Consider the following 18,522-nt stretch of genomic DNA (forward strand, 5'->3'; position numbering starts at 1 on the left):
CGTGCGGCCCTTCAAGCTCACCACAATCCCATGACGATCAAGCCCGTTGCCCATGTCACAAGGGCCGCGTAACATTCATTCTGGCAACGTCGGCCCGACGTAGTTCAACACCGATCGGGACATCCCCGACGTTCTCGGCCGCGTCGTCGAAGTCGCGTCTGGTATGGAACTGGATCAGTTCATCGCCGAGCGCATAACAAAGCCGCTCGGCATGCCTGACACCGGGTTCTACGTATCCGAGGGGCATGCCGGTCGCGTTGCCGAACCGCAGGTGGACGCAGCGACGGGCAAGCGACCGCCCATGCGCGATGTGAGTGTGCGTCCGAGTTGGCTCTCCGGAGGTGGCGGCATGGTGTCGACTGCAGCCGACTACGCGCGCTTTTGCCAAATGCTGCTCAATGGTGGTGCATTCGAGGGTAGACGCTTTCTCTCCCCTCGGACGGTGGCCTACATGACGACCGATCACTTGCCTCCGGGAACGGCAATAAGCCAAGCCGTGCAAGGCTTCGGCTCACTCATTCCAAGCCCGGCTCTGGGGCAAGGCTTTGGCCTTGGCTTTGCGGTTCGCACAGATGTCGGACGCAATCCGATGCCAGGCTCGGTTGGAGAATTCTATTGGACTGGCTCGTCAGGGACAACCTTTTGGATAGATCCGAAAGAGAACCTGGTCGCCATTCTGATGGTGCAAGTGCCGCTGCTCCGCGGTGCGTACTACCGCTCTCTCATCCGAAATATGGTCTATCAAGCATTCGCCAATTGACCTTTCCGAAACCGGACGAAATGCGGCGATGCACGAATGCTGCCGATCGTCTCGCTACGAAACCTCGCCGCCGATATGAGTTTTGACCCGCGGGCTTCGTGCAAAAATAGCAGCACTGCGGCGCCATCACATTTCCGCTGCAATAGGGAAGGTATATTATCCTCTGCTCATTCGGTTGAGGGAAACAAGCAGCGGCCTTTCGTTCGATCTTTTAAATTGCATCGCGAAAATTGCATTGCGAAAAGGAGCAGAAGCCATGGCGATTACCACGCTGAAGGTCTTAGCTAGCCTCCTGCAACTCCACGGGCCAGGCGCAACAATTCAGAGCGACCATCCAGGCATCGACGCGCTGCTGAACGAACTGCGCGAGCAGACCTCAACAGAAGGACTTAGCTCCGAGCAACCCGCGGCTATTCCGGACCAACCCGTTGTAAATCAAGTTTATTTCAGGCGCGGCTTTGGCAGAGGGCCGTATGCAGGCGGCTTCCGCAGGACCGGATACCATCCAGGCGCAGGTGCATTCCGCAGAGGCGGATACGCTCCAGGGTTCCGCAGAGGGGGCTTTGTCCGAGGATACTAGTTTAATCGCATTTTCTTCATGCACGTCTCGGTGCCGGGATGTTGGTCGACGATTCAAATGCTGTCGCCTTCCAGGATCAGCCGATCACGCAGTTGCTGGTCAAGGTAGCAACGCGATGCAACATTGATTGCTCCTATTGCTACTGGTTCCGCGACGCGGCCGTCTACGATAAGCCCAAGCTGATGAGCATGGACGTGTTGCATCAGTTGTTGCGGCGCATCGAAGAGCACGTCGCAAGATACTCCCTTGTCGATTTTCCTATCGTCCTGCACGGCGGCGAGCCCTTGCTCTGGGGTGTCGAGAATTTCCACCGTTTTGCCGAGGCCTGCGAGAGCATTTCATCGCGAACGGGCTGCGACATTCCCATCGCGGTCACAACCAATGGCGTGTTGATCGATGACGAATGGCTGAACTGCTTCGAGACGCGCAACATTTCGGTAGCGATCAGTCTCGACGGACCGGCACATATTCACGACATTCACCGTCGCACGTTTCAGGGGACGGGCACCCACGCAGCGGTGGAGCGCGCCGCCCGCATGCTGGTATCGCACGACATTTGCGTAAGCGCCCTGGCTGTCTGCAATCCTGCTTACCTCCCGGAGCAATATGTCGCGTTTTTCGCCGCGTGCGGAATTGCCAACTACGACATCATGATCCCCGATGCGACGGTGGACGAGAAGCCGCCATCCATTGCGTCGTTCTACAACGGGTTGTTCGACTTGTGGCTGACGGCAAATCGCACGGCGCCGACCGCCAATATCCGCATTGTTTCCGACATGATCACCGCCCTGCTTGGCAACAATTCGCCGACCGAGGGCGTAGGCCACAAGCCCATCGAGCTTTGCACCGTGATGACCGATGGCACGGTGGAGGCCCACGATGTGCTCCGGATCGCAGGCGATGGCTTCACGCAGACCAGGTTCAATATCTTCGATCATGCGATCGACGAGGTCAGGAACGAGCCGCGCTGGAAAGCAGCGCGCGATGCCTCAATCAATCTGTGCGAGAAATGCCGGCAGTGCAAGTTCATGAACGCCTGCGGAGGGGGGTATCTTCCGCATCGTTTTTCCAAGGCAAATGGTTACGACAATCCTTCGGTATATTGCGACGATCTCTATTCGATGTTCGAGAACATGCAATCCGTCCTGGAGAGCCATCTTTATGTCAGCAAGCCAGGCGGGGAACGGGTCAACGTGAGCGACGCATTGACACGCGCTTAGCAGTTGGGTGGCAAGAGGCAACCGGGAGTTCGATTCTCGTTTGTTGGGCGATGCCCGCTCCGCGTCGTGCTTGGTCGGCGAATAGCGCGGGGGAGGCAAAAAGCCTCCCCTAAGCTTTGTTCGCTCACTTCCTCATTTTGCTGAACTTCTCCAAGAGGAGCTTCGCGGCGGGCCCGGAGGAGGCCGGATTCTGACCGGTGGTCAGCAGGCCGTCGCTAACGACGTGAACCGCCCAGTTGGCCTTCTTCGAAAATACGGCGCCCAGTCTTAACATCTCGTCTTCGACAAGAAAGGGCACCACTTTGGTGAGGCCAACGGCTTCTTCTTCGCCGTTGGTGAAGCCGGTAACTTCCTTGCCCTGAACCAGAGGCTTGCCGTCTGGCGCCTTTACGTGACGCAACGCACCTGTGGAATGACAGACGACAGAGATTGGCTTACCGGCGGCGAGGAAGGACTCGATCAGCTTGATCGAGTTCTTGTCGTCGACGATATCCCACATCGGGCCGTGGCCGCCCGGATAGAAGACACTGTCGAAGTCTTCCTGCTTGACGCTCTCAAGACGAACGGTCTTGTCGAGCTGAGCTTCGGCCGCGGCGTCCTGCTCGAACCGGCGCGTAAGGTCGGTTCGGAATTCGGGCTCGTTGCTCTTGGGATCGAGTGGAGGACGGCCGCCCTTCGGGGATGCGAGCGTGATCTCGACCCCGGCGTCCTTGAACACGAAGTAGGGAGCGGCGAGTTCCTCAAGCCAGAAGCCGGTCTTGCGTCCCGTATTTCCAAGCTGGTCGTGAGAGGTGATAACCATCAGGATTTTCATGATTGCTCCTATTGCTTGGCGGTTTTCATCAAAGGACGAAAAATGTTTCGACCCGTTCCAGCCTGCCATCAAGCACTCCCGGGATGACCGATCTCGACCGTTCAACCAATGGCGCCTGCCTCACCGTGCTGTTGGCACGCAAGCGGCAAAATTGCTCGTTATGCCTTGTTAGAAGCCATTAGCCATTGCGCCGCTCGAGGAGCCGGCCTATCCGCGTTGGCGGGTGGAAGCGGTCAGCACTGCTGCCGTAATTTGCCGGCAGTGCAGGTTCATGGGCTTCCGCATCATTTCTCGAGCGCTAGATCGGGTTTTCGTCGAAGAGACGCGCGACCATCGCGGAGCCAAGATATCCCTGTCGTAATGGTCTTGCGTTGCTTGCTTTCACGACGAAGTGAGGCGCATGCCTGTATCCGAACCCGGACGATCCGCGAATGTAATTCCGTCAGATCACGCAGTTGCGCGCTGACGGTGAAGGCCTCCCGTCAGGCGCCCGCAATGCGGCTCCAGGACTCACTTGGTCGGCCAGTACAGGAGAATCAAACATGATCTCTGCGGCATTTCCGTACAAAAAGAAGCGGCGGCGAGTCCTCGGCAGTGAGATGGCGTATGTGGAGGTGGGAAAGGGCGACCCCATCGTGCTGCTGCACGGCAATCCCACCTCGTCATACCTGTGGCGCAACGTGTTGCCGCATCTGGAGCCACTGGGCCGTTGTATCGCCCCCGATCTGATCGGCATGGGCGACTCCGACAAGCTGCCCGACAGTGGCCCCGGCTCATATCGCCTCGTCGAGCACCGCCGCTACCTGGACGCCCTGCTCGAGGCTCTCGATGTGCGCGAGCGGGTCACCTTCGTCATCCATGACTGGGGTTCGGCCCTCGGCTTCGATTGGGCCAACCGCCACCGCGAGGCCATGAAAGGTATCGCGTACATGGAGGCGATCGTTGGGCCGCAGTACTGGGACCACTGGGACCGGTTCGGAATGCGTCCAGCCTTGGAGGCGCTGCGTTCCGAGAAAGGCGAGGCGATGGTCCTGCAAGACAACTTCTTCATCGAGAGGATCCTGCCAGGTGCCATCCTGCGTACCCTCTCCGCCGAAGAGATGGCGGAGTACCGACGGCCGTTTGCCGAGCCGGGCGAGGGGCGACGGCCGACGCTGACATGGCCTCGACAGATCCCCATCGAAGGCGAGCCCGCCGACGTGACTGCGATCGTGACCGCCTACGCGGACTGGCTGGCGACGAGCAATGTCCCTAAGCTGTTCCTGAGGGCCGAGCCCGGTGGGATCCTCGCCCACGGCGCGGTTCTCGACTTGGCCCGCAGATTCCCAGCGCAGACCGAGATGAAGGTGGCGGGAACCCATTTCGTCCAGGAAGATTCGCCTGATGAGATCGGGCGGGCCATCTCCGGCTGGATGTCGAAGTTGTAGATTGCACTTACTTGGAGATCGCCGGACTTCGGACGATCATCGCTGCCCCCTGGGTATTAGGCTTGGATGCTCGACCGATCTCAACTACGTGCCGTTCTCGCCGGAGCCGTCGGGGGTGCAATTGCGATCGGGAGCATGGAGGCGTTCTCCTCTGAGAGCGCAGTTCCTCTCTTCGCGATTCCATTCGCGACGTCGATCGTAACAGTATTGTGCTCGCCAAAAGCAGAGCCGGCGCGACCCCGCGCCCTTATCGGCGGTCATCTTGTCTCCACGATCGTTGGACTGCTGGTTGTGAAATTGTGCGGCCCCGTGCCGTGGGCGGCTGCCGTCGCTGTTGGTTTGGCAATGGTCGCAATGCATCTGACCGGCACGTTCCACCCGCCTGCCGGCATCGATCCGTTGGTTGTTGTCGTCAATAACATGTCCTGGATTTTTCTGATCGTGCCAGTTGGTATCGCCGCCCTGCTGCTCACAACGTTCGCTTTTGCTTGGAACAATCTCGTCACGCGATGCGCCGATGAAGGCGATGCCGGGCCGCCTATCCGGTGGTGGTGACCCTGAAACGTTTCACGCCAGTTGCGCTTTCTGTCGCGGAAAGCATGCCAGTGTCGCCTGGAGCATGATCCGGAAAAGTGGAAACCGGTTTTCCCTCGCGACAAACGCGAAGCGTTTGCGTGAGAAGATCATGCTCAAACAATAATCTAAAGCGCGATGATGATTCATCCTCATCTCATCGCGCTTTAGTGCGCCTCGTTATGCGGCGAGACATTCCGCTTTGCAGCCGGAGGGTGGGACGCGGGGCGCGACGCCGGATGCGACGCGGCGGCAACTCGGTGTGGCGCCGGAGCAGCGGGTGGATGCTGGGGCAGCCTCGGGACCGCGGCAACGGCACCTGGTTTTGGCGTCGGTGGGGCTGCGACCGGTTTCGCTGCGACATTTGCCGGCTTCGCTGCAGCATTCAGAGGCTTCGCTTCCGGTCTGACCACCGCATTCGGCGGCTTGGGCAACGCTCCGTTGGTCGGCGCAGCGTGCTCCGAGCCAACAGATGCCCTGTTTTCAAGTGGCTTGTTCGCGGCGGGAGGATCGTTCGCAAGAGGCTTATTGGCGGGTGGGGTGGCCGCAAGCGGCTTGCTCTCGAGCGGCTTGTTGGCGACCGCATTGTTCGCAGGCGCTTTGGGAGCGACCGGCTGCGGCAGCGGTGCGGGTCCCGGCTTTGCTTCGCGTGCAGCGACAATGCCCTTGCCGGTGAACTCGCCTGGCTTGGCTGTCGCAGCGATTGCCGGGCGGCCATGGTTCTCGGAGGCGAGCAGCGCTCTGTTCGTGCTCGCCAGGTGCTGCTGCTGGATCTGTGCAGGCGCAGGAGTAACGTGGTGATCTTGCGCAGCCACCCGCTCTTGTGCCGTCGGCTGAGTCGTGATTCCACCACTGCCGCCGTTGAAGCTGACACGCGTGACGTTGTTGATCACGGTCGTGCTGTAGACGTTGGTGACGTTGACGCTGCCGAAATTATTGACGGTGCGGTTGTAGGCCAACACGCCATTGTCCCAGTGGCCGCCTTCATAGCCGAGGCCGCCATAGCCGAAACCATAGTTGACGCCACCGTAGAAACCGACACGCGGCCCCCAATAACCGGTGTTCCACGCGTAGACGCCCTCACGCCACGCCCAGTAACCGGGTGTCCACAACAAGCCAACGGCCGGCGGCTCCACCCAGGTTCCCGGAACCCAGTAATATCCGTCCGGGCCGTAAGCCCAGTAGCCGGGCGTCCAAATGTACCCAGGCGCGGGAAGCGGCGGTTGCTCGTACACCGGAAGCTCGGGCGGGGCGATCGTAATGCTGATGATTTGGGCTTGGGTGACAGGTGAAATGACTAGCGCGGCAAGAAGCCCGATGATGAATAGAAGGCGTCGCATGTTTGTTCCTTCCACATGAGCAGCTCCCCGCGAGTCGGAACGATGTTGAGCGAATGACGCAACATTATGGCGCACTGGTCTAGTGCAGCAGCCTGTACTGGATGATGTAGGCGGCGGCGCCGGCGAGATAGCCGAGCAAGGCAAGGCCGCTGATGCGTCGGACGTACCAGAAGAACTGGATCTTCTCCAAACCCATCGCGGCGACGCCTGCCGCCGAGCCGATGATCAGGATCGATCCACCGGTGCCGGCGCAGTAAGCGATGAACTCCCACAGGAAGCTGTCGGCCGGATATTGCGTCAGGCTGTACATGCCCATCGTCGCCGCCACCAGCGGCACGTTATCGACGACGGCGCTGACCAACCCGAGCGCAATGACAATGATGTCCTGGCGCCCGATCTTCGCCGCCAGCCAGTTGGCCAGCATCTCGAGAACGTGAGTGTGCTCGAGCGCCGCGACCGCCAGCAGGATCCCCACGAAGAAGACGATCGAGCTCATGTCGATCCGCGTCAGCGCGTGGACCAGGGTGAGATGTCGCTTTTCGTCTTCCTCCTTGTGCCGATGGATCAATTCACCGACCATCCAGAGGATGCCCAGGCCGAACAGGATGCCCATGAACGGCGGCAGGTGCGTCGCGGTCTTGAACACGGGCACCGCGATCAGCGTACCGAGGCCGAGATAGAACATCATGTTGCGCTCGAAGATGCTGGTTGCCGAGCTTTCGCGGTCCTGCTCACGGAGCGCCGGGATCTCCTTGCCTCTTAACAGGTAGCCGACGACGAGGAGGGGCACGACCAGGTTGATCAGCGAGGCCAGGAAAACCCCTTCGATGATCGAGAGCGGCGTGATCTGTCCGCCGATCCACAGCATCGTGGTGGTCACGTCGCCGATCGCCGACCAGGCGCCGCCGGCATTGGCCGCGATCACGATCATGGACGCGAAAAACAGGCGGTCGCTCGCGCTGTCGAGCAGCTTGCGCATCAGCGATATCATCACGATCGTGGTCGTCAGGTTGTCCAGGATCGCGCTTAGGAAAAAGGTCACGAAACCGATCAGCCACATCAGGGTGACTTGCTTCCTGGTGCGGATCAGCGAGGTGATGACCTCAAAGCCGTTGTGGGCATCGATCACCTCGACGATCGTCATCGCGCCGATCAGGAAGAAGACGATCTGGGCGGTCGCGGAGACGGACTCGTTGAGCTGCTTGTCGATCAGCCCCGGGTCTCCGCTCGCGACGGCATAGACCGTCCAGAGCATTCCCGCGCCGAGCAAGGCCGAGGCCGACTTGTTGATGCCGATCGGATGCTCCAGCGCAATCGCGGCGTAAGCGATGACGAAAATCGCGATGATTGCGGCTAGCAAAACCTGCCCCTGTGAACCCGCAAGGCCGAAAGCAGTTCTTGATCAATTCTTGGGCTGTCCGAAATCCAGCGGCGGCAGCTCGATCTCCGGAACCTCGATCTTGACGGAGTTCGGATCGACGGTCGAAATGGAGCCCTTGTAGTGCATCACCATCGACGGGAACAGGATGACCAGCCCGACCATGATGATCTGGATCACGACGAACGGCACCGCCCCCCAATAGATCTGGCCCGTCGTCACCGGCTCCATGCGCTTGCCGGTGACGCGGTCGATAAAGGACTCCTTCGGGGCCACCGAGCGCAGATAGAACAGGGCGAAGCCGAACGGCGGATGCATGAACGAGGTCTGCATGTTGACGCCGAGGATCACGCCGAACCAGATCAGGTCGATGCCGAGCTTCTCGGCCGCGGGCCCGAGCAGCGGGATCACGATGAAGGCGAGTTCGAAGAAATCGAGGAAGAAGGCGAGGACGAAGACGATCGCATTGACGACGATCAGGAAGCCGACCTGGCCGCCGGGAAGCGAGGTCAGGAGATGCTCGACCCATACATGGCCGTTGACGCCATAGAAGGTCAGCGAGAAGACGCGGGCGCCGACAAGGATGAATACCACGAAGGCCGACAGTTTCGCAGTCGATTCCACAGCCTGCCGGATCAGATCCCAGCTCAGCCGGCGCTTGGTGGCGCCGAGAATGATCGCGCCCGCGGCGCCCATAGCGCCGCCTTCGGTCGGCGTGGCAAGGCCGATGAAGATGGTGCCGAGCACCAGGAAGATCAGGAACAGTGGCGGCACCATTACGAACGTGGTTTGCTGTGCCATCGCCGAGAGGAAGCGGAAGCCTGTGAGCTTGTCGATGATCCAGTTAAGGACGGCGACGAAGAACGCGAACAGGATGCCGAAGAGCATGCTGAGCACGACGTAGTCGGCGCCGCTTACGGCGGAGCCCCGCATCATGAACCAACCGAACACGGAGCTCGCAATGAACAGCGCGCCGAGCGACCACAGCCCGCGGCTGCCATTCTTTTCGCGGAAGCCGATGGCTTCTGGAGGAAGGCCGGGTACCGCCTTGGGGAACAGCAGCGTGACCAGGAAGGCGTAGCCGGCATAAAGGCCGGCAAGCACGAGGCCCGGAATGAACGCGCCTTCGTACATGTCGCCGACCGACTTGCCGAGCTGGTCGGCCATCACGATCAGCACCAGGGAAGGCGGAATGATCTGGGCCAGGGTGCCGGAAGCGGCGATGATGCCGGTGGCCATGCGACGGTCGTAGCCGTAGCGGAGCATGATCGGCAGCGAGATCAGGCCCATCGAGATCACGGATGCGGCGACGACGCCGGTCGTGGCGGCGAGCAGCGCGCCGACGAAAACGACGGCGTAGGCGAGGCCGCCGCGAATGGTGCCGAACAGTTGGCCGATGGTGTCGAGCAGATCCTCGGCCATGCCGGAGCGTTCGAGGACAAGCCCCATGAAGGTGAAGAAGGGGATCGCCAATAGCGTGTCGTTGTTCATCACCCCGTAGACGCGTTCGGGCAGCGCCTGCAGGAAGTCGGGGTGGAATTGTCCAAGCTCGATTCCAACGACGGCGAAGATCAGCCCGACGGCGCCGAGCGAAAACGCGGCGGGATAGCCGAGCAGAAGCGTGATAACCAGCGCCGCGAACATGATCGGCGCCATATTGTCGATAAGAAAAGCTGTCATCCAAATTTCCCCGCGATCGCCTGCGATCAGCGCTTTTCGATCGCCTCAACGAGGTGTTCGACTTCGGCCTCGATGGCATTCACCTGCGTGTCGTGCGGATCCGGAATGAGGCCGCGCATCACGGCGATGCGCTTGATCAGTTCGGATATTCCCTGGACAAATAGATAAGCGAATCCGATGACGATCAGCGACTTGGCCGGCCATTGCGGCAGACCGCCGGCATTGCCGGATTGCTCGTTGAGCTCGTAGGACCGCACGAAGAACGGGCCGCCGGTGATGATCATGACGATGCAGAGCGGCAGCAGGAAGAACGCGTGACCGATGACGTCGATGATGTTGCGTACCTTCTTCGGCAGCGCGTTGTTGACGATATCGATTCGGATGTGTTCGTTGTCGAGCAAGGTCCAGGGGGCGCACAACAGGAATACGACGCTGAACAACACCCATTGAAGCTCAAGCCAGGAGTTGGACGACATATCGAGCGTCTTGCGGACGATGGCGTTGACAGCCGAGATGATGACCGCGACCAGGATCAGCCATGCCAGGCGCTTGCCGGTCCAGCGTGTGAACGCGTCAATGCCACGGCTCAATTTCAAGAGCGATTGCAACCGATGATCCTCCCCGCTTCGGACCCTTGCCGTCTTGACTGCGCCCACCGGGCGCAGTGGCTTATCCAGCCAAGCTAGCATGAAGCCCGCCGCACCAAACCAGCGGGCAGAGCCGGCGTCAATCGGAAGTTTGTTGATATTGAAGGGGAATTGGCGGTGCGGTAGGCCGAGCGCCCGTCCTGCGCCAGCCACTTTTAGCAAAGGGGATTCGAGAAAGAACTTGGCCGGATCGATCCGACCGTCCGGTTATTGCTTCGGTGTAGGACTGAATTCCAGCGGCGGCAGGTCGATCTGCGGCACCTCGATCTTCACCTTGTTCAGGTCGACGTCGAGGGGCTTGTCGAGCAGGGCCGTCACCGTGATCGGGAAGGCGATCACCAGCGCGACCATGATCGCCTGCAATCCGATCCAGGGCATCGCGCCCTAATAGATGTCGGAGCTCTTCACTTCCTTCGGCGCTACGCCGCGCAAGTAGAACAGCGCGAATCCGAACGGCGGGTGCAGGAACGACGTCTGCATGTTCGCGCAGAGCATGACGCCGAACCAGATCAGCGCCGCGTCGGGGCCGACGACCGGCGCCAGGATCTTCTGCGCGACCGGCGCGATCATCGGCAGGATGACGAAAGCGATCTCGAAGAAGTCGAGGAAGAAGGCCAGGAAGAAGATGAAGAGGTTGATGAAGATCAAAATACCCCAGACGCCGCCGGGCAGCGATGTCAGATGGTGCTCGAGCCAGACGCCGCCGGAGACGCCGAGGCACACGACCGAGAAGCAGGTCGAGCCGATCAGAATGAAGGTGACCATGCAGGTGATGCGCATGATCGTCTCATAGCCCTGCTTGATCAGGTCGCGCAGGTCGGGAATGCGCACCGCCTCGAGGCAGATCCAGACCACCGCAAGGTAGGTGATGGCGAACATGATCTTGAAGATCAGGTTCTCGCTGTAGAGGATCGCGACGATGGTGCCGATGCCAGCGGCAACGACGCCGGCTTCGGTCGGCGTCGCAAGCCCCATCATCATGGTGCCGAGCACGACGAAGATCAGCACCGCCGACGGGATGAGGCCGAGCAGGCACTTCTTCCACAATGCCCAGCCGGTCAGCGTGCGCGCTTCCTTCGGCACTGCCGGCACGTGGCTCGGCTTGATGATGCCAAGCAGGAAGGTGTAGCCGGCGAACAGCAGGATCTGGAAGATCGACGGCCCCCAGGCGCCGAGATACATGTCGCCGACCGATTTGCCGAGCTGGTCGGCAAGCACGATCAGAGGAATCCGAACGAAAGCCCGACTGCGGCCAGCGTGAACGCCACGGGGTAGTGAAAGCTGCCGCACCATTTCAGCGCGGATTGATAGCGTCAATCGGAAAATGGGCAAATTGACGCGGGGACCAAGCCGCTGCGTGGGCTTGGTGAATCGCGGAGCGATTGGCGCTTGGAGGAGGCCGGTCGGGGCGAGGTGAGGGCGGCGGCCTCAGCCGCCGGTGACGCTCATATGCCGGCTGACGCTGGGGCGGTTGTGGCGGCGGTCGATGATGAAATCATGCCCCTTCGGCTTCAAGCCGATGGCGCGGTCGATCGCGGCGGACAACAGCTCGTTGTCTGCCGACGCCCGCAGCGGTTTGCGCAAATCGGAGGCATCCTCGTGGCCCAGGCAGGTGTGCAGCGTGCCGGTGCAGGTGATGCGCACGCGGTTGCAGGATTCGCAGAAATTGTGGGTCATCGGCGTGATGAGGCCGAGCTTGCCGCCGGTCTCGCTGACCCGGACATAGCGGGCAGGGCCGCCGGTGCTCTCGTCGAGATCGGTCAGCGTGAACTGCTTTTCCAGCCGGGCGCGGACAAGCGATAGCGGCACATACTGATCGATACGGCCGGCGCCGATGTCGCCCATCGGCATCACCTCGATCAAGGTCAGCGCCATGCCCTTGCCGTGCGCCCACTCCATCAGCGAGGGGATCTCGTCCTCGTTCATATTCTTCAACGCCACCGCGTTGATCTTGACCGCAAGCCCTGCGGCGCGTGCCGCCTCGATGCCGGCCAGCACCTTGTCGATGTCGCCCCAGCGCGTGATGGCGCGGAATTTGTCGGCATCGAGCGTGTCGAGCGAGACGTTGATGCGGCGCACGCCACAATCGGCGAGTTCGCCGGCGAAGCGCGCGAGCTGCGAGGCGTTGGTGGTCAGCGTCAATTCATCGAGCGCGCCGTTCGCAAGATGCCGCGACAGCGAGCGCACCAGCGTCATCACGTTGCGCCGCACCAGGGGCTCGCCGCCGGTGAGGCGGAGCTTGCGCACGCCCTTGGCGATGAAGGCCGAGCAGAGCCGGTCGAGCTCTTCCAGCGTCAGGAGATCGGCTTTCGGCAGAAAGGTCATGTCTTCCGACATGCAGTAGAAGCAGCGCAAGTCACAGCGGTCGGTGACGGAGACGCGCAGGTAGCGGATCGTCCGGCCGAACGGATCGGTCATCGGACGGAACAGGGATTCGGATGGAGGAAGCGAAATCGCGCTCATTCACACGCCTTGCCAACGCCTTGCTCGACGGAGCCGGACGAAAGGGAAGTGACGCTCCGCCAGCACAATCTAGGCAGCTTGTTACCGTCCGACAATGCGCTCCGTCAAACAGTGCAGTGCGAACGTGTAAATCAGCGCTGCACCGGCGCGTTCGGGTCGGGGAAGGCCGAGCCATTGGCCGCGGCGGCCGGTTCGGCCGCAGGTGCTGCCGCAGCGGCTGGCTTCGGCCGCTTCGGCCGCGGCTTGCGCGCCCTGGGCGGCGGAGCCGTGGGCTTCAGTTCCGCAACCACGGGATTTGGATCGACGACGGTCGATGCCGCAGTGGTAAGGTCGCCGGGGTTGCGGACCACCGTGACCGGAACCGTGGCCGATTCATACTTCGGCAGGTTGAAGGTGACGGAGAAGCCGCTGTCAGGCGCCGCTACCGAGACGGTGCAGGGCGTTTTGCAGCCTGGTCCGACCGAGGTCACCGCGTCCGCGCCCGGAGGGGTCGATTCGAGCTGAACCTGAACCGGCGCAGGCGCCGACTTGAACGAATCCCAAGAAAAAGACGAACAGCCCGCCAGGCTTGCCCCGGCGACGGCAATCGCGATGACACGACGCATAATTGATCCACCTAACTGTGGCTGAGAGCCACAATCCCCGGGCGGACCATAGGAGGGTGGGCACTGCGGCGCAACGGCGCAGGGCGAATTCGCTAGGCGATGGTTAATAAGGACGCTTGGCGTTGCAAAAAAGCAACGTTAGCTCAGTAGGTTACGAGATATTCACAGTCCTGGCGAGGCTGTCGACAGCCGCCGGCAGCTCCCGCATATGGCCGATCAGCCGATCCGGCTTCAATTCGGCGATAGGTATCTCGGTATAGCCGAATTCAACCCCAATCACCGGGATACCTGCCCGTCGGGCGACCCCGACATCCGGCCCGCCATCGCCGACCATGACTGCGGAGGACAATTGTCCGCCCGCCTGCGCTACCGTTTGCCGGAGGATCGCCGGATCCGGTTTCGAGATCCCAAAGGTGTCAGCCCCGCAGATCGCCGCAAACCGGCCGCTCAGGCCGAGCTGATCGAGCAGGAGCTTTGACAGGAATTCGAGCTTGTTGGTGCAGACCGCGAAGCGGAACCCCTGCACGGCGAGCTCGTCCAGCGCGGTTTCCAGGCCTTCGAACGGGCGCGATTCGTTGGCGATATGGGCGGCGTAATAGTCGATGAAATCCTTGGTCAGCCGGCTGATGTCGTCCGTGCTGACGTGGCGGCCCTCGAGCTCGAGCGCGCGCTCGATCAATCTGCGTGCGCCGCCGCCGATCATGGTCCGCGCCGATTGCAGCGGCACCGGGGCCAAGCCCTCGCGGTCCAGCACGTAATTGAGCGCGCTGATCAGGTCGGGCGCGGTATCGACGAGGGTACCGTCGAGATCGAAAACGACAATGCCGGGAGAGTTCATCCTCCTTTGGCTATCGTTTCCGGCGCCGTCATGCAAGAGAAGAGGGCGGACTTCGCTGTGAGCGTGATGGGAGGGCGTTCCATGCGTGAACTTGCCGGCAGAACAGCTTTTGTCACGGGCGGGGCCAGCGGCATCGGCCTTGCGCTCAGTCGTGCGTTCGCAGAGGCCGGCATGAAGGTGATGCTCGCCGATATCGAGGCGGACGCGCTGGAGCGCGCCGTCAAAAGTCTGGCTGAGTTTGGCCCGAGCATCAAAGGCACGATCTGCGATGTCGCCGATCCCGCAAGCGTCGAGGACGCCGCGGGCGCCACGTTCGATGCCTTCGGCAATGTCCACATTCTCTGCAACAATGCCGGCGTCGCCGCCGGCGGCGGCATCGACGCCATCTCGCTCGAGAGCTGGCGCTGGGTGATCGATGTCAATCTGATGGGCGTCGTGCATGGCATCGCAAGCTTCCTGCCGCATATGCGCAAGCACGGCGAGGGCGGACACATCGTCAACACAGCGTCGATGGCCGGGATGAACGGGGGGCTCGGCTTCAGCCCTTACTCGGCGACGAAATTCGCGGTCGTCAGCATGTCGGAAGGACTGGCCCTGCGGCTCAAGCCGCTTGGTATCGGCGTCAGCGTGCTGTGCCCGAGCTTCGTGCGGACCCGGATCGGCGAGAGCGGACGTAACCGCCCTCCGCGCTACGGTCCGTCACCCGCGCTTGATCCCGCGAGCCCGGCGGCCGCGATGGTCGCGGAGATCGCGCGGCAATTGGAGGCGGGCATGGATCCGGCCGATGTCGCCGCACGTGTGCTTGCCGCGATACGGGAAGATCGCCTCTATGTATTTACCCATCCCGGGATGCGGGCCGAGGTCGAGGCACGGTTTGCCGCGATCCTGGCCGCGATGGACGAGGTCTCAAGTTAATCTTTCGGTTGAGGACGAAGCATCTCGTCGCCGGAAGAAAGCGTGGAAAAACAGCGCGCTGGCACTGGATTCTGATCGAATATTAAAACTGCATTTCGCCGCCGTATAAGGCGCTATTGGCGCTGTCCCTGCGCGCAAAAGGCGGCTAGATATGCGCCGCCGGAGCGGGGATGGGGCCGCTCCCAAGCCTTACGAACTGATCCCGCGAACTAGCCCCGAGAACAAGTCCTGGGAAATCGTCGCACGTGGACATGGACGGATTGAAACGACAGGCCGCTGCGCGCGCCCTGCAAGAAGTGCGCGACGGCATGAAGCTCGGGCTCGGCACCGGGTCGACCGCCAAGCATTTCGTCGACCTGCTCGGCGAGAAGGTGCGGGCCGGCATGAAGGTCGTGGGCGTGCCGACCTCGGAGGCGACCCGCGCGCAGGCGGAAGCCTGCGGCATTGCGCTCGCCACGCTGGACGAGATCGACCATCTCGATCTCACGGTCGACGGCGCCGACGAAGTCGATCCCGCGCTCAACCTGATCAAGGGCGGCGGTGGCGCGCTGCTCCGCGAGAAGATCGTGGCGGCCGCGTCCGATCGCATGGTCGTGATCGCCGATGAGAGCAAATGGGTCGATCCGCTCGGCCGTTTCCCGCTGCCGATCGAGGTGATCCCATTTGGGCTCGCGGCGACCAAGGCGGCGATCGCCAAAGCCTTTGTGGAGGCCGGCGTTGCCGGCGAGATGGTGCTGCGGACGGCCAAGGACGGCCACGTTTTTGTCACCGATGGCGGCCACTGGATTGTCGACGCCCATCTGGGACGGATAGGGGATGCGCCGCGCCTGGCGGGACTGCTGAGCGTGATCCCGGGCGTTGTCGAGCACGGGTTGTTCATCGGTCTCGCCGGCACGGTCGTGCTGGCGGGCGCGCAGGGAATTCGCGTTGTTGAACGGCGCTGACGCCGTAAATTCTGGGAGAATTAGAATGACGAGCTTTGTACGGATTTTGTCGGCCACAGGCCTCGGATTGGCTGTGGCCCTGACCGCCGTATCGGTGAGCGCGCAGCAAAAGGCGCCGGCTCCCGCGGCGGCGCCCACGCTGAAGGAAGGCTCGCCCGCGGCGATCGCCGCCGCCAAGGAAATCCTCAAGATGAAGAACGCGAGCGCGATGTACGCCAACGCCGTTCCCAACATCGTGCTGCAGACCAAGGAAAGCCTGGTGCAGTCGAACCTCAACTACCAGAAGGACCTCAACGAGGTTGCCACCATCGTCGCCAAGAACCTGGCCGGCCGCGAGCAGGAGATCGGCGACGGCATGGCCAAGGTCTATGCCAACGAATTCACCGAGCAGGAACTGAAGGACCTCGTCACCTTCTACAAGTCGCCGTTGGGCCAGAAGCTGCTCGCCAGCGAGCCCCGGGCAATCCAGTTCTCGATGTCCTATATGAACCAGTGGGCGCAGCAGTTCGCCGAGATTGTGAACGCCCAGTTCCGGGCCGAGATGCGCAAGCGCGGCAAGGAGATCTGATTTTCTGGTTTAGGACACAGCGCCATGGCTGAATACGACGTCGATCTGTTCGTCATCGGGGGCGGTTCGGGCGGGGTTCGCGCCGCCCGTATCGCCGCCGGCCATGGCGCCAAGGTAATGGTCGCCGAAGAGTACCGGATGGGCGGTACCTGCGTGATCCGCGGCTGCGTGCCGAAAAAGCTGTTCGTGATCGGCTCGCACGTCCAGCAGGAGATCGAGGACGCCGCCGGCTTCGGCTGGAGCATCCCGCAAGCCTCGTTCGACTGGCCGACGCTCGTCGCCAACAAGGACAAGGAAATTGCGCGGCTCGAGGCGGCCTATACGACCAATGTCGAAAAATCCGGCGCGCATATCGTCAAGACGCGGGCCGTCTTCGAGGACGCGCACATGCTCCGTCTTTCGACCGGCGAGACGGTCAAGGCCAAGTACGTGCTGATCGCGACCGGCGGCGCGCCCAACCATGGGCCCGTGATTCCCGGTATCGAGCACGTGATCTCCTCCAACGAGGCATTCCACCTCGCCGAATTGCCGAGGCGCATCGTGATCCAGGGCGGCGGCTACATCGCGCTGGAATTCGCCGGCATCTTCGCCGGCTTCGGCTCCGACGTCACCGTGATCTACCGCGGCGACAACATTCTGCGCGGCTTCGACGAGGACGTCCGAGAGCATGTGCGTGCCGAGATGGAGAAGCGAGGCATCACCATCCTGACCGGCTGCACCGTCACCAAGGTCGACCGTCACGGCAAGGAATTCACCACGCATCTGTCCAACGGCTCGAGCCTTGCCTCCGAGAAGGTGATGTTCGCGATCGGCCGGCATCCGAATGTCGCCAATCTCGGCCTGGAGAAGGCGGGCGTCGCCATCAACCCGGACAATGGCGGCATTGCGGTCGATGCCTGGTCGAAAAGCTCGGTGTCGAACATCTACGCCATCGGCGACGTCACCCATCGCCATAACCTGACGCCGGTCGCAATCCGCGAGGGCCACGCCTTTGCCGACACCGTGTTCGGCAAGCGCCCGGTCATGGTCGATCACACCAGCATTCCGACCGCGGTATTCTCGCAGCCGGAGGTCGGCACTGTGGGTCTGACGGAGGCCGAGGCGCGCGCGCAATTTAGCCATGTCGACATCTACAAGACCAGTTTCCGCCCCATCAAGGCGACGATGTCAGGACGCGACACCCGCGTGTTGATGAAGCTCGTGGTCGACGGCGTGAGCGACCGCGTGCTCGGCTGTCACATCGTCGGCGATTGCGCCGCGGAGACCATCCAGGTGGTCGCGATCGCGGTGAAGATGAAAGCGACCAAGGCCGATTTCGACGCAACCTTCGCGTTGCATCCGACCGCCGCCGAAGAACTCGTGACCATGCGCGCCCCGACCGCGCGCTATGTAAGGCAAGCCGCGGAGTAGCGAAGACCCGTAGGGGCGCCGGGCGCTCCTGGTGTAAAGCATCACTTGACATATGTAAGCTATTACCTTACATCATCGTCATGATCCGCTCGTTCCGGGACAAGGCTCTCGAACGGTTTTTCGCGACCGGGGACGGGCGTCGGCTCGGCGTGCAGAACTCGAAGCGGGTGGCCAATATTCTGCGGGCGCTGGACGATGCGTCGCGGCCCGAAGACATGAATTTGCCGGGGTTCCGCTTTCATGCCCTCGTCGGCCGCGAAAAAGGTCGCTACGCTGTGAACGCGAGCGGAAACTGGCGTATCACGTTCGGCTGGATCGAAGGCGATGCCGTCGACGTCGATCTGGAAGACTATCATTGAG

Annotated in this window: 17 protein-coding genes and 1 pseudogene; 9 read left to right on the plus strand and 9 right to left on the minus strand. The window is 61.8% G+C overall.

The genetic code is table 11. The features are described 5' to 3' along the window. Positions 1-121: 121 nt before the first annotated feature. Positions 122-760 carry a serine hydrolase domain-containing protein gene (locus ACZYOF_RS11510; protein WP_463715861.1) on the plus strand — a complete coding sequence of 213 codons (639 nt, stop codon included), beginning with the start codon at positions 122-124 and terminating at the stop codon, positions 758-760. Between the two features lie 618 nt (positions 761-1,378). Beyond that, entirely contained in the window at positions 1,379-2,560 is a 1,182-nt protein-coding gene (locus tag ACZYOF_RS11515; protein ID WP_463715824.1) for a radical SAM protein, read from the plus strand. Positions 2,561-2,684: 124 nt separating this feature from the next. On the opposite strand, the gene ACZYOF_RS11520 is transcribed toward ACZYOF_RS11515, so the two are convergent. Beyond that, entirely contained in the window at positions 2,685-3,374 is a 690-nt protein-coding gene (locus ACZYOF_RS11520; RefSeq protein ID WP_463715862.1) for a type 1 glutamine amidotransferase domain-containing protein, read from the minus strand. 542 nt (positions 3,375-3,916) lie between these two features. On the opposite strand from ACZYOF_RS11520, the gene ACZYOF_RS11525 reads away from it, so the two are divergent. Together ACZYOF_RS11525 and ACZYOF_RS11530 are read left to right on the plus strand one after the other, a co-directional pair. Further along, positions 3,917-4,801 (plus strand): haloalkane dehalogenase, encoded by an 885-nt coding sequence (locus ACZYOF_RS11525; RefSeq protein ID WP_394569323.1) that lies wholly within the window; start codon positions 3,917-3,919, stop codon positions 4,799-4,801. 66 nt (positions 4,802-4,867) lie between these two features. Next, a complete protein-coding gene (locus tag ACZYOF_RS11530; protein WP_463715825.1) occupies positions 4,868-5,356 on the plus strand; it encodes an HPP family protein in 489 nt (162 codons plus the stop codon). 185 nt (positions 5,357-5,541) lie between these two features. On the opposite strand, the gene ACZYOF_RS11535 is transcribed toward ACZYOF_RS11530, so the two are convergent. From ACZYOF_RS11535 to gph, 8 genes and pseudogenes are all read right to left on the minus strand, one after another. Then, positions 5,542-6,714 carry a YXWGXW repeat-containing protein gene (locus tag ACZYOF_RS11535; protein WP_463715826.1) on the minus strand — a complete coding sequence of 391 codons (1,173 nt, stop codon included), beginning with the start codon at positions 6,712-6,714 and terminating at the stop codon, positions 5,542-5,544. Between the two features lie 79 nt (positions 6,715-6,793). Then, a complete protein-coding gene (gene nhaD, locus ACZYOF_RS11540; protein ID WP_130578953.1) occupies positions 6,794-8,074 on the minus strand; it encodes a sodium:proton antiporter NhaD in 1,281 nt (426 codons plus the stop codon). A 42-nt stretch (positions 8,075-8,116) separates the two neighbouring features. Next, positions 8,117-9,772 carry a TRAP transporter large permease gene (locus tag ACZYOF_RS11545; protein ID WP_282530305.1) on the minus strand — a complete coding sequence of 552 codons (1,656 nt, stop codon included), beginning with the start codon at positions 9,770-9,772 and terminating at the stop codon, positions 8,117-8,119. 26 nt (positions 9,773-9,798) lie between these two features. Next, positions 9,799-10,380, minus strand: a complete 582-nt coding sequence (locus ACZYOF_RS11550; RefSeq protein ID WP_130578955.1) for a TRAP transporter small permease subunit — start codon at positions 10,378-10,380, stop codon at positions 9,799-9,801. A 246-nt stretch (positions 10,381-10,626) separates the two neighbouring features. Continuing rightward, a pseudogene (locus tag ACZYOF_RS11555) lies at positions 10,627-11,643 on the minus strand (TRAP transporter large permease subunit); the annotation flags it as partial. Between the two features lie 204 nt (positions 11,644-11,847). Continuing rightward, positions 11,848-12,882: a GTP 3',8-cyclase MoaA gene (moaA, locus tag ACZYOF_RS11560; protein WP_394568585.1), complete on the minus strand. Its 1,035-nt coding sequence runs from the start codon at positions 12,880-12,882 to the stop codon at positions 11,848-11,850. A 131-nt stretch (positions 12,883-13,013) separates the two neighbouring features. Continuing rightward, the gene (locus ACZYOF_RS11565) at positions 13,014-13,487 is read right to left on the minus strand and encodes a hypothetical protein (RefSeq protein ID WP_282530307.1); all 474 of its coding nucleotides are present in this window, start codon (positions 13,485-13,487) and stop codon (positions 13,014-13,016) included. A gap of 151 nt (positions 13,488-13,638) precedes the next feature. Then, positions 13,639-14,325, minus strand: a complete 687-nt coding sequence (gph, locus tag ACZYOF_RS11570) for a phosphoglycolate phosphatase (RefSeq protein ID WP_463715827.1) — start codon at positions 14,323-14,325, stop codon at positions 13,639-13,641. Positions 14,326-14,406: 81 nt separating this feature from the next. On the opposite strand from gph, the gene ACZYOF_RS11575 reads away from it, so the two are divergent. The 5 genes from ACZYOF_RS11575 to ACZYOF_RS11595 all read left to right on the plus strand — a co-directional run bounded on the left by ACZYOF_RS11575 (position 14,407) and on the right by ACZYOF_RS11595 (position 18,521). Beyond that, on the plus strand, positions 14,407-15,240 hold the full coding sequence (locus ACZYOF_RS11575; RefSeq protein ID WP_463715828.1) for an SDR family NAD(P)-dependent oxidoreductase: 834 nt from the start codon (positions 14,407-14,409) through the stop codon (positions 15,238-15,240). Between the two features lie 251 nt (positions 15,241-15,491). Next, positions 15,492-16,184, plus strand: a complete 693-nt coding sequence (rpiA, locus tag ACZYOF_RS11580) for a ribose-5-phosphate isomerase RpiA (RefSeq protein ID WP_282530310.1) — start codon at positions 15,492-15,494, stop codon at positions 16,182-16,184. Between the two features lie 25 nt (positions 16,185-16,209). Beyond that, entirely contained in the window at positions 16,210-16,752 is a 543-nt protein-coding gene (locus ACZYOF_RS11585) for a DUF2059 domain-containing protein (protein WP_130578961.1), read from the plus strand. A 24-nt stretch (positions 16,753-16,776) separates the two neighbouring features. Continuing rightward, complete coding sequence (gor, locus tag ACZYOF_RS11590; protein ID WP_463715829.1) at positions 16,777-18,162, plus strand: glutathione-disulfide reductase; 1,386 nt, start codon at positions 16,777-16,779, stop codon at positions 18,160-18,162. A gap of 80 nt (positions 18,163-18,242) precedes the next feature. Beyond that, positions 18,243-18,521: a type II toxin-antitoxin system RelE/ParE family toxin gene (locus ACZYOF_RS11595; RefSeq protein ID WP_463715830.1), complete on the plus strand. Its 279-nt coding sequence runs from the start codon at positions 18,243-18,245 to the stop codon at positions 18,519-18,521. The last annotated feature ends 1 nt before the right edge of the window (position 18,522 follow it).

The sequence above is a fragment of the Bradyrhizobium sp. LeoA1Lang genome (genome assembly GCF_055413685.1).

Coding starts and splice junctions, on each gene's coding strand:
- ACZYOF_RS11595 (WP_463715830.1), top strand. CDS start 18,243: ATGATCCGCTCGTTCCGGGACAAGGCTCTCGAACGGTTTTTCGCGACC.
- ACZYOF_RS11520 (WP_463715862.1), bottom strand. CDS start 3,374: ATGAAAATCCTGATGGTTATCACCTCTCACGACCAGCTTGGAAATACG.
- ACZYOF_RS11525 (WP_394569323.1), top strand. CDS start 3,917: ATGATCTCTGCGGCATTTCCGTACAAAAAGAAGCGGCGGCGAGTCCTC.
- ACZYOF_RS11585 (WP_130578961.1), top strand. CDS start 16,210: ATGACGAGCTTTGTACGGATTTTGTCGGCCACAGGCCTCGGATTGGCT.
- ACZYOF_RS11515 (WP_463715824.1), top strand. CDS start 1,379: ATGTTGGTCGACGATTCAAATGCTGTCGCCTTCCAGGATCAGCCGATC.
- ACZYOF_RS11575 (WP_463715828.1), top strand. CDS start 14,407: ATGCGTGAACTTGCCGGCAGAACAGCTTTTGTCACGGGCGGGGCCAGC.
- moaA (WP_394568585.1), bottom strand. CDS start 12,882: ATGAGCGCGATTTCGCTTCCTCCATCCGAATCCCTGTTCCGTCCGATG.
- ACZYOF_RS11530 (WP_463715825.1), top strand. CDS start 4,868: ATGCTCGACCGATCTCAACTACGTGCCGTTCTCGCCGGAGCCGTCGGG.
- ACZYOF_RS11545 (WP_282530305.1), bottom strand. CDS start 9,772: ATGACAGCTTTTCTTATCGACAATATGGCGCCGATCATGTTCGCGGCG.
- rpiA (WP_282530310.1), top strand. CDS start 15,492: ATGGACGGATTGAAACGACAGGCCGCTGCGCGCGCCCTGCAAGAAGTG.
- ACZYOF_RS11535 (WP_463715826.1), bottom strand. CDS start 6,714: ATGCGACGCCTTCTATTCATCATCGGGCTTCTTGCCGCGCTAGTCATT.
- ACZYOF_RS11565 (WP_282530307.1), bottom strand. CDS start 13,487: ATGCGTCGTGTCATCGCGATTGCCGTCGCCGGGGCAAGCCTGGCGGGC.
- gph (WP_463715827.1), bottom strand. CDS start 14,325: ATGAACTCTCCCGGCATTGTCGTTTTCGATCTCGACGGTACCCTCGTC.
- gor (WP_463715829.1), top strand. CDS start 16,777: ATGGCTGAATACGACGTCGATCTGTTCGTCATCGGGGGCGGTTCGGGC.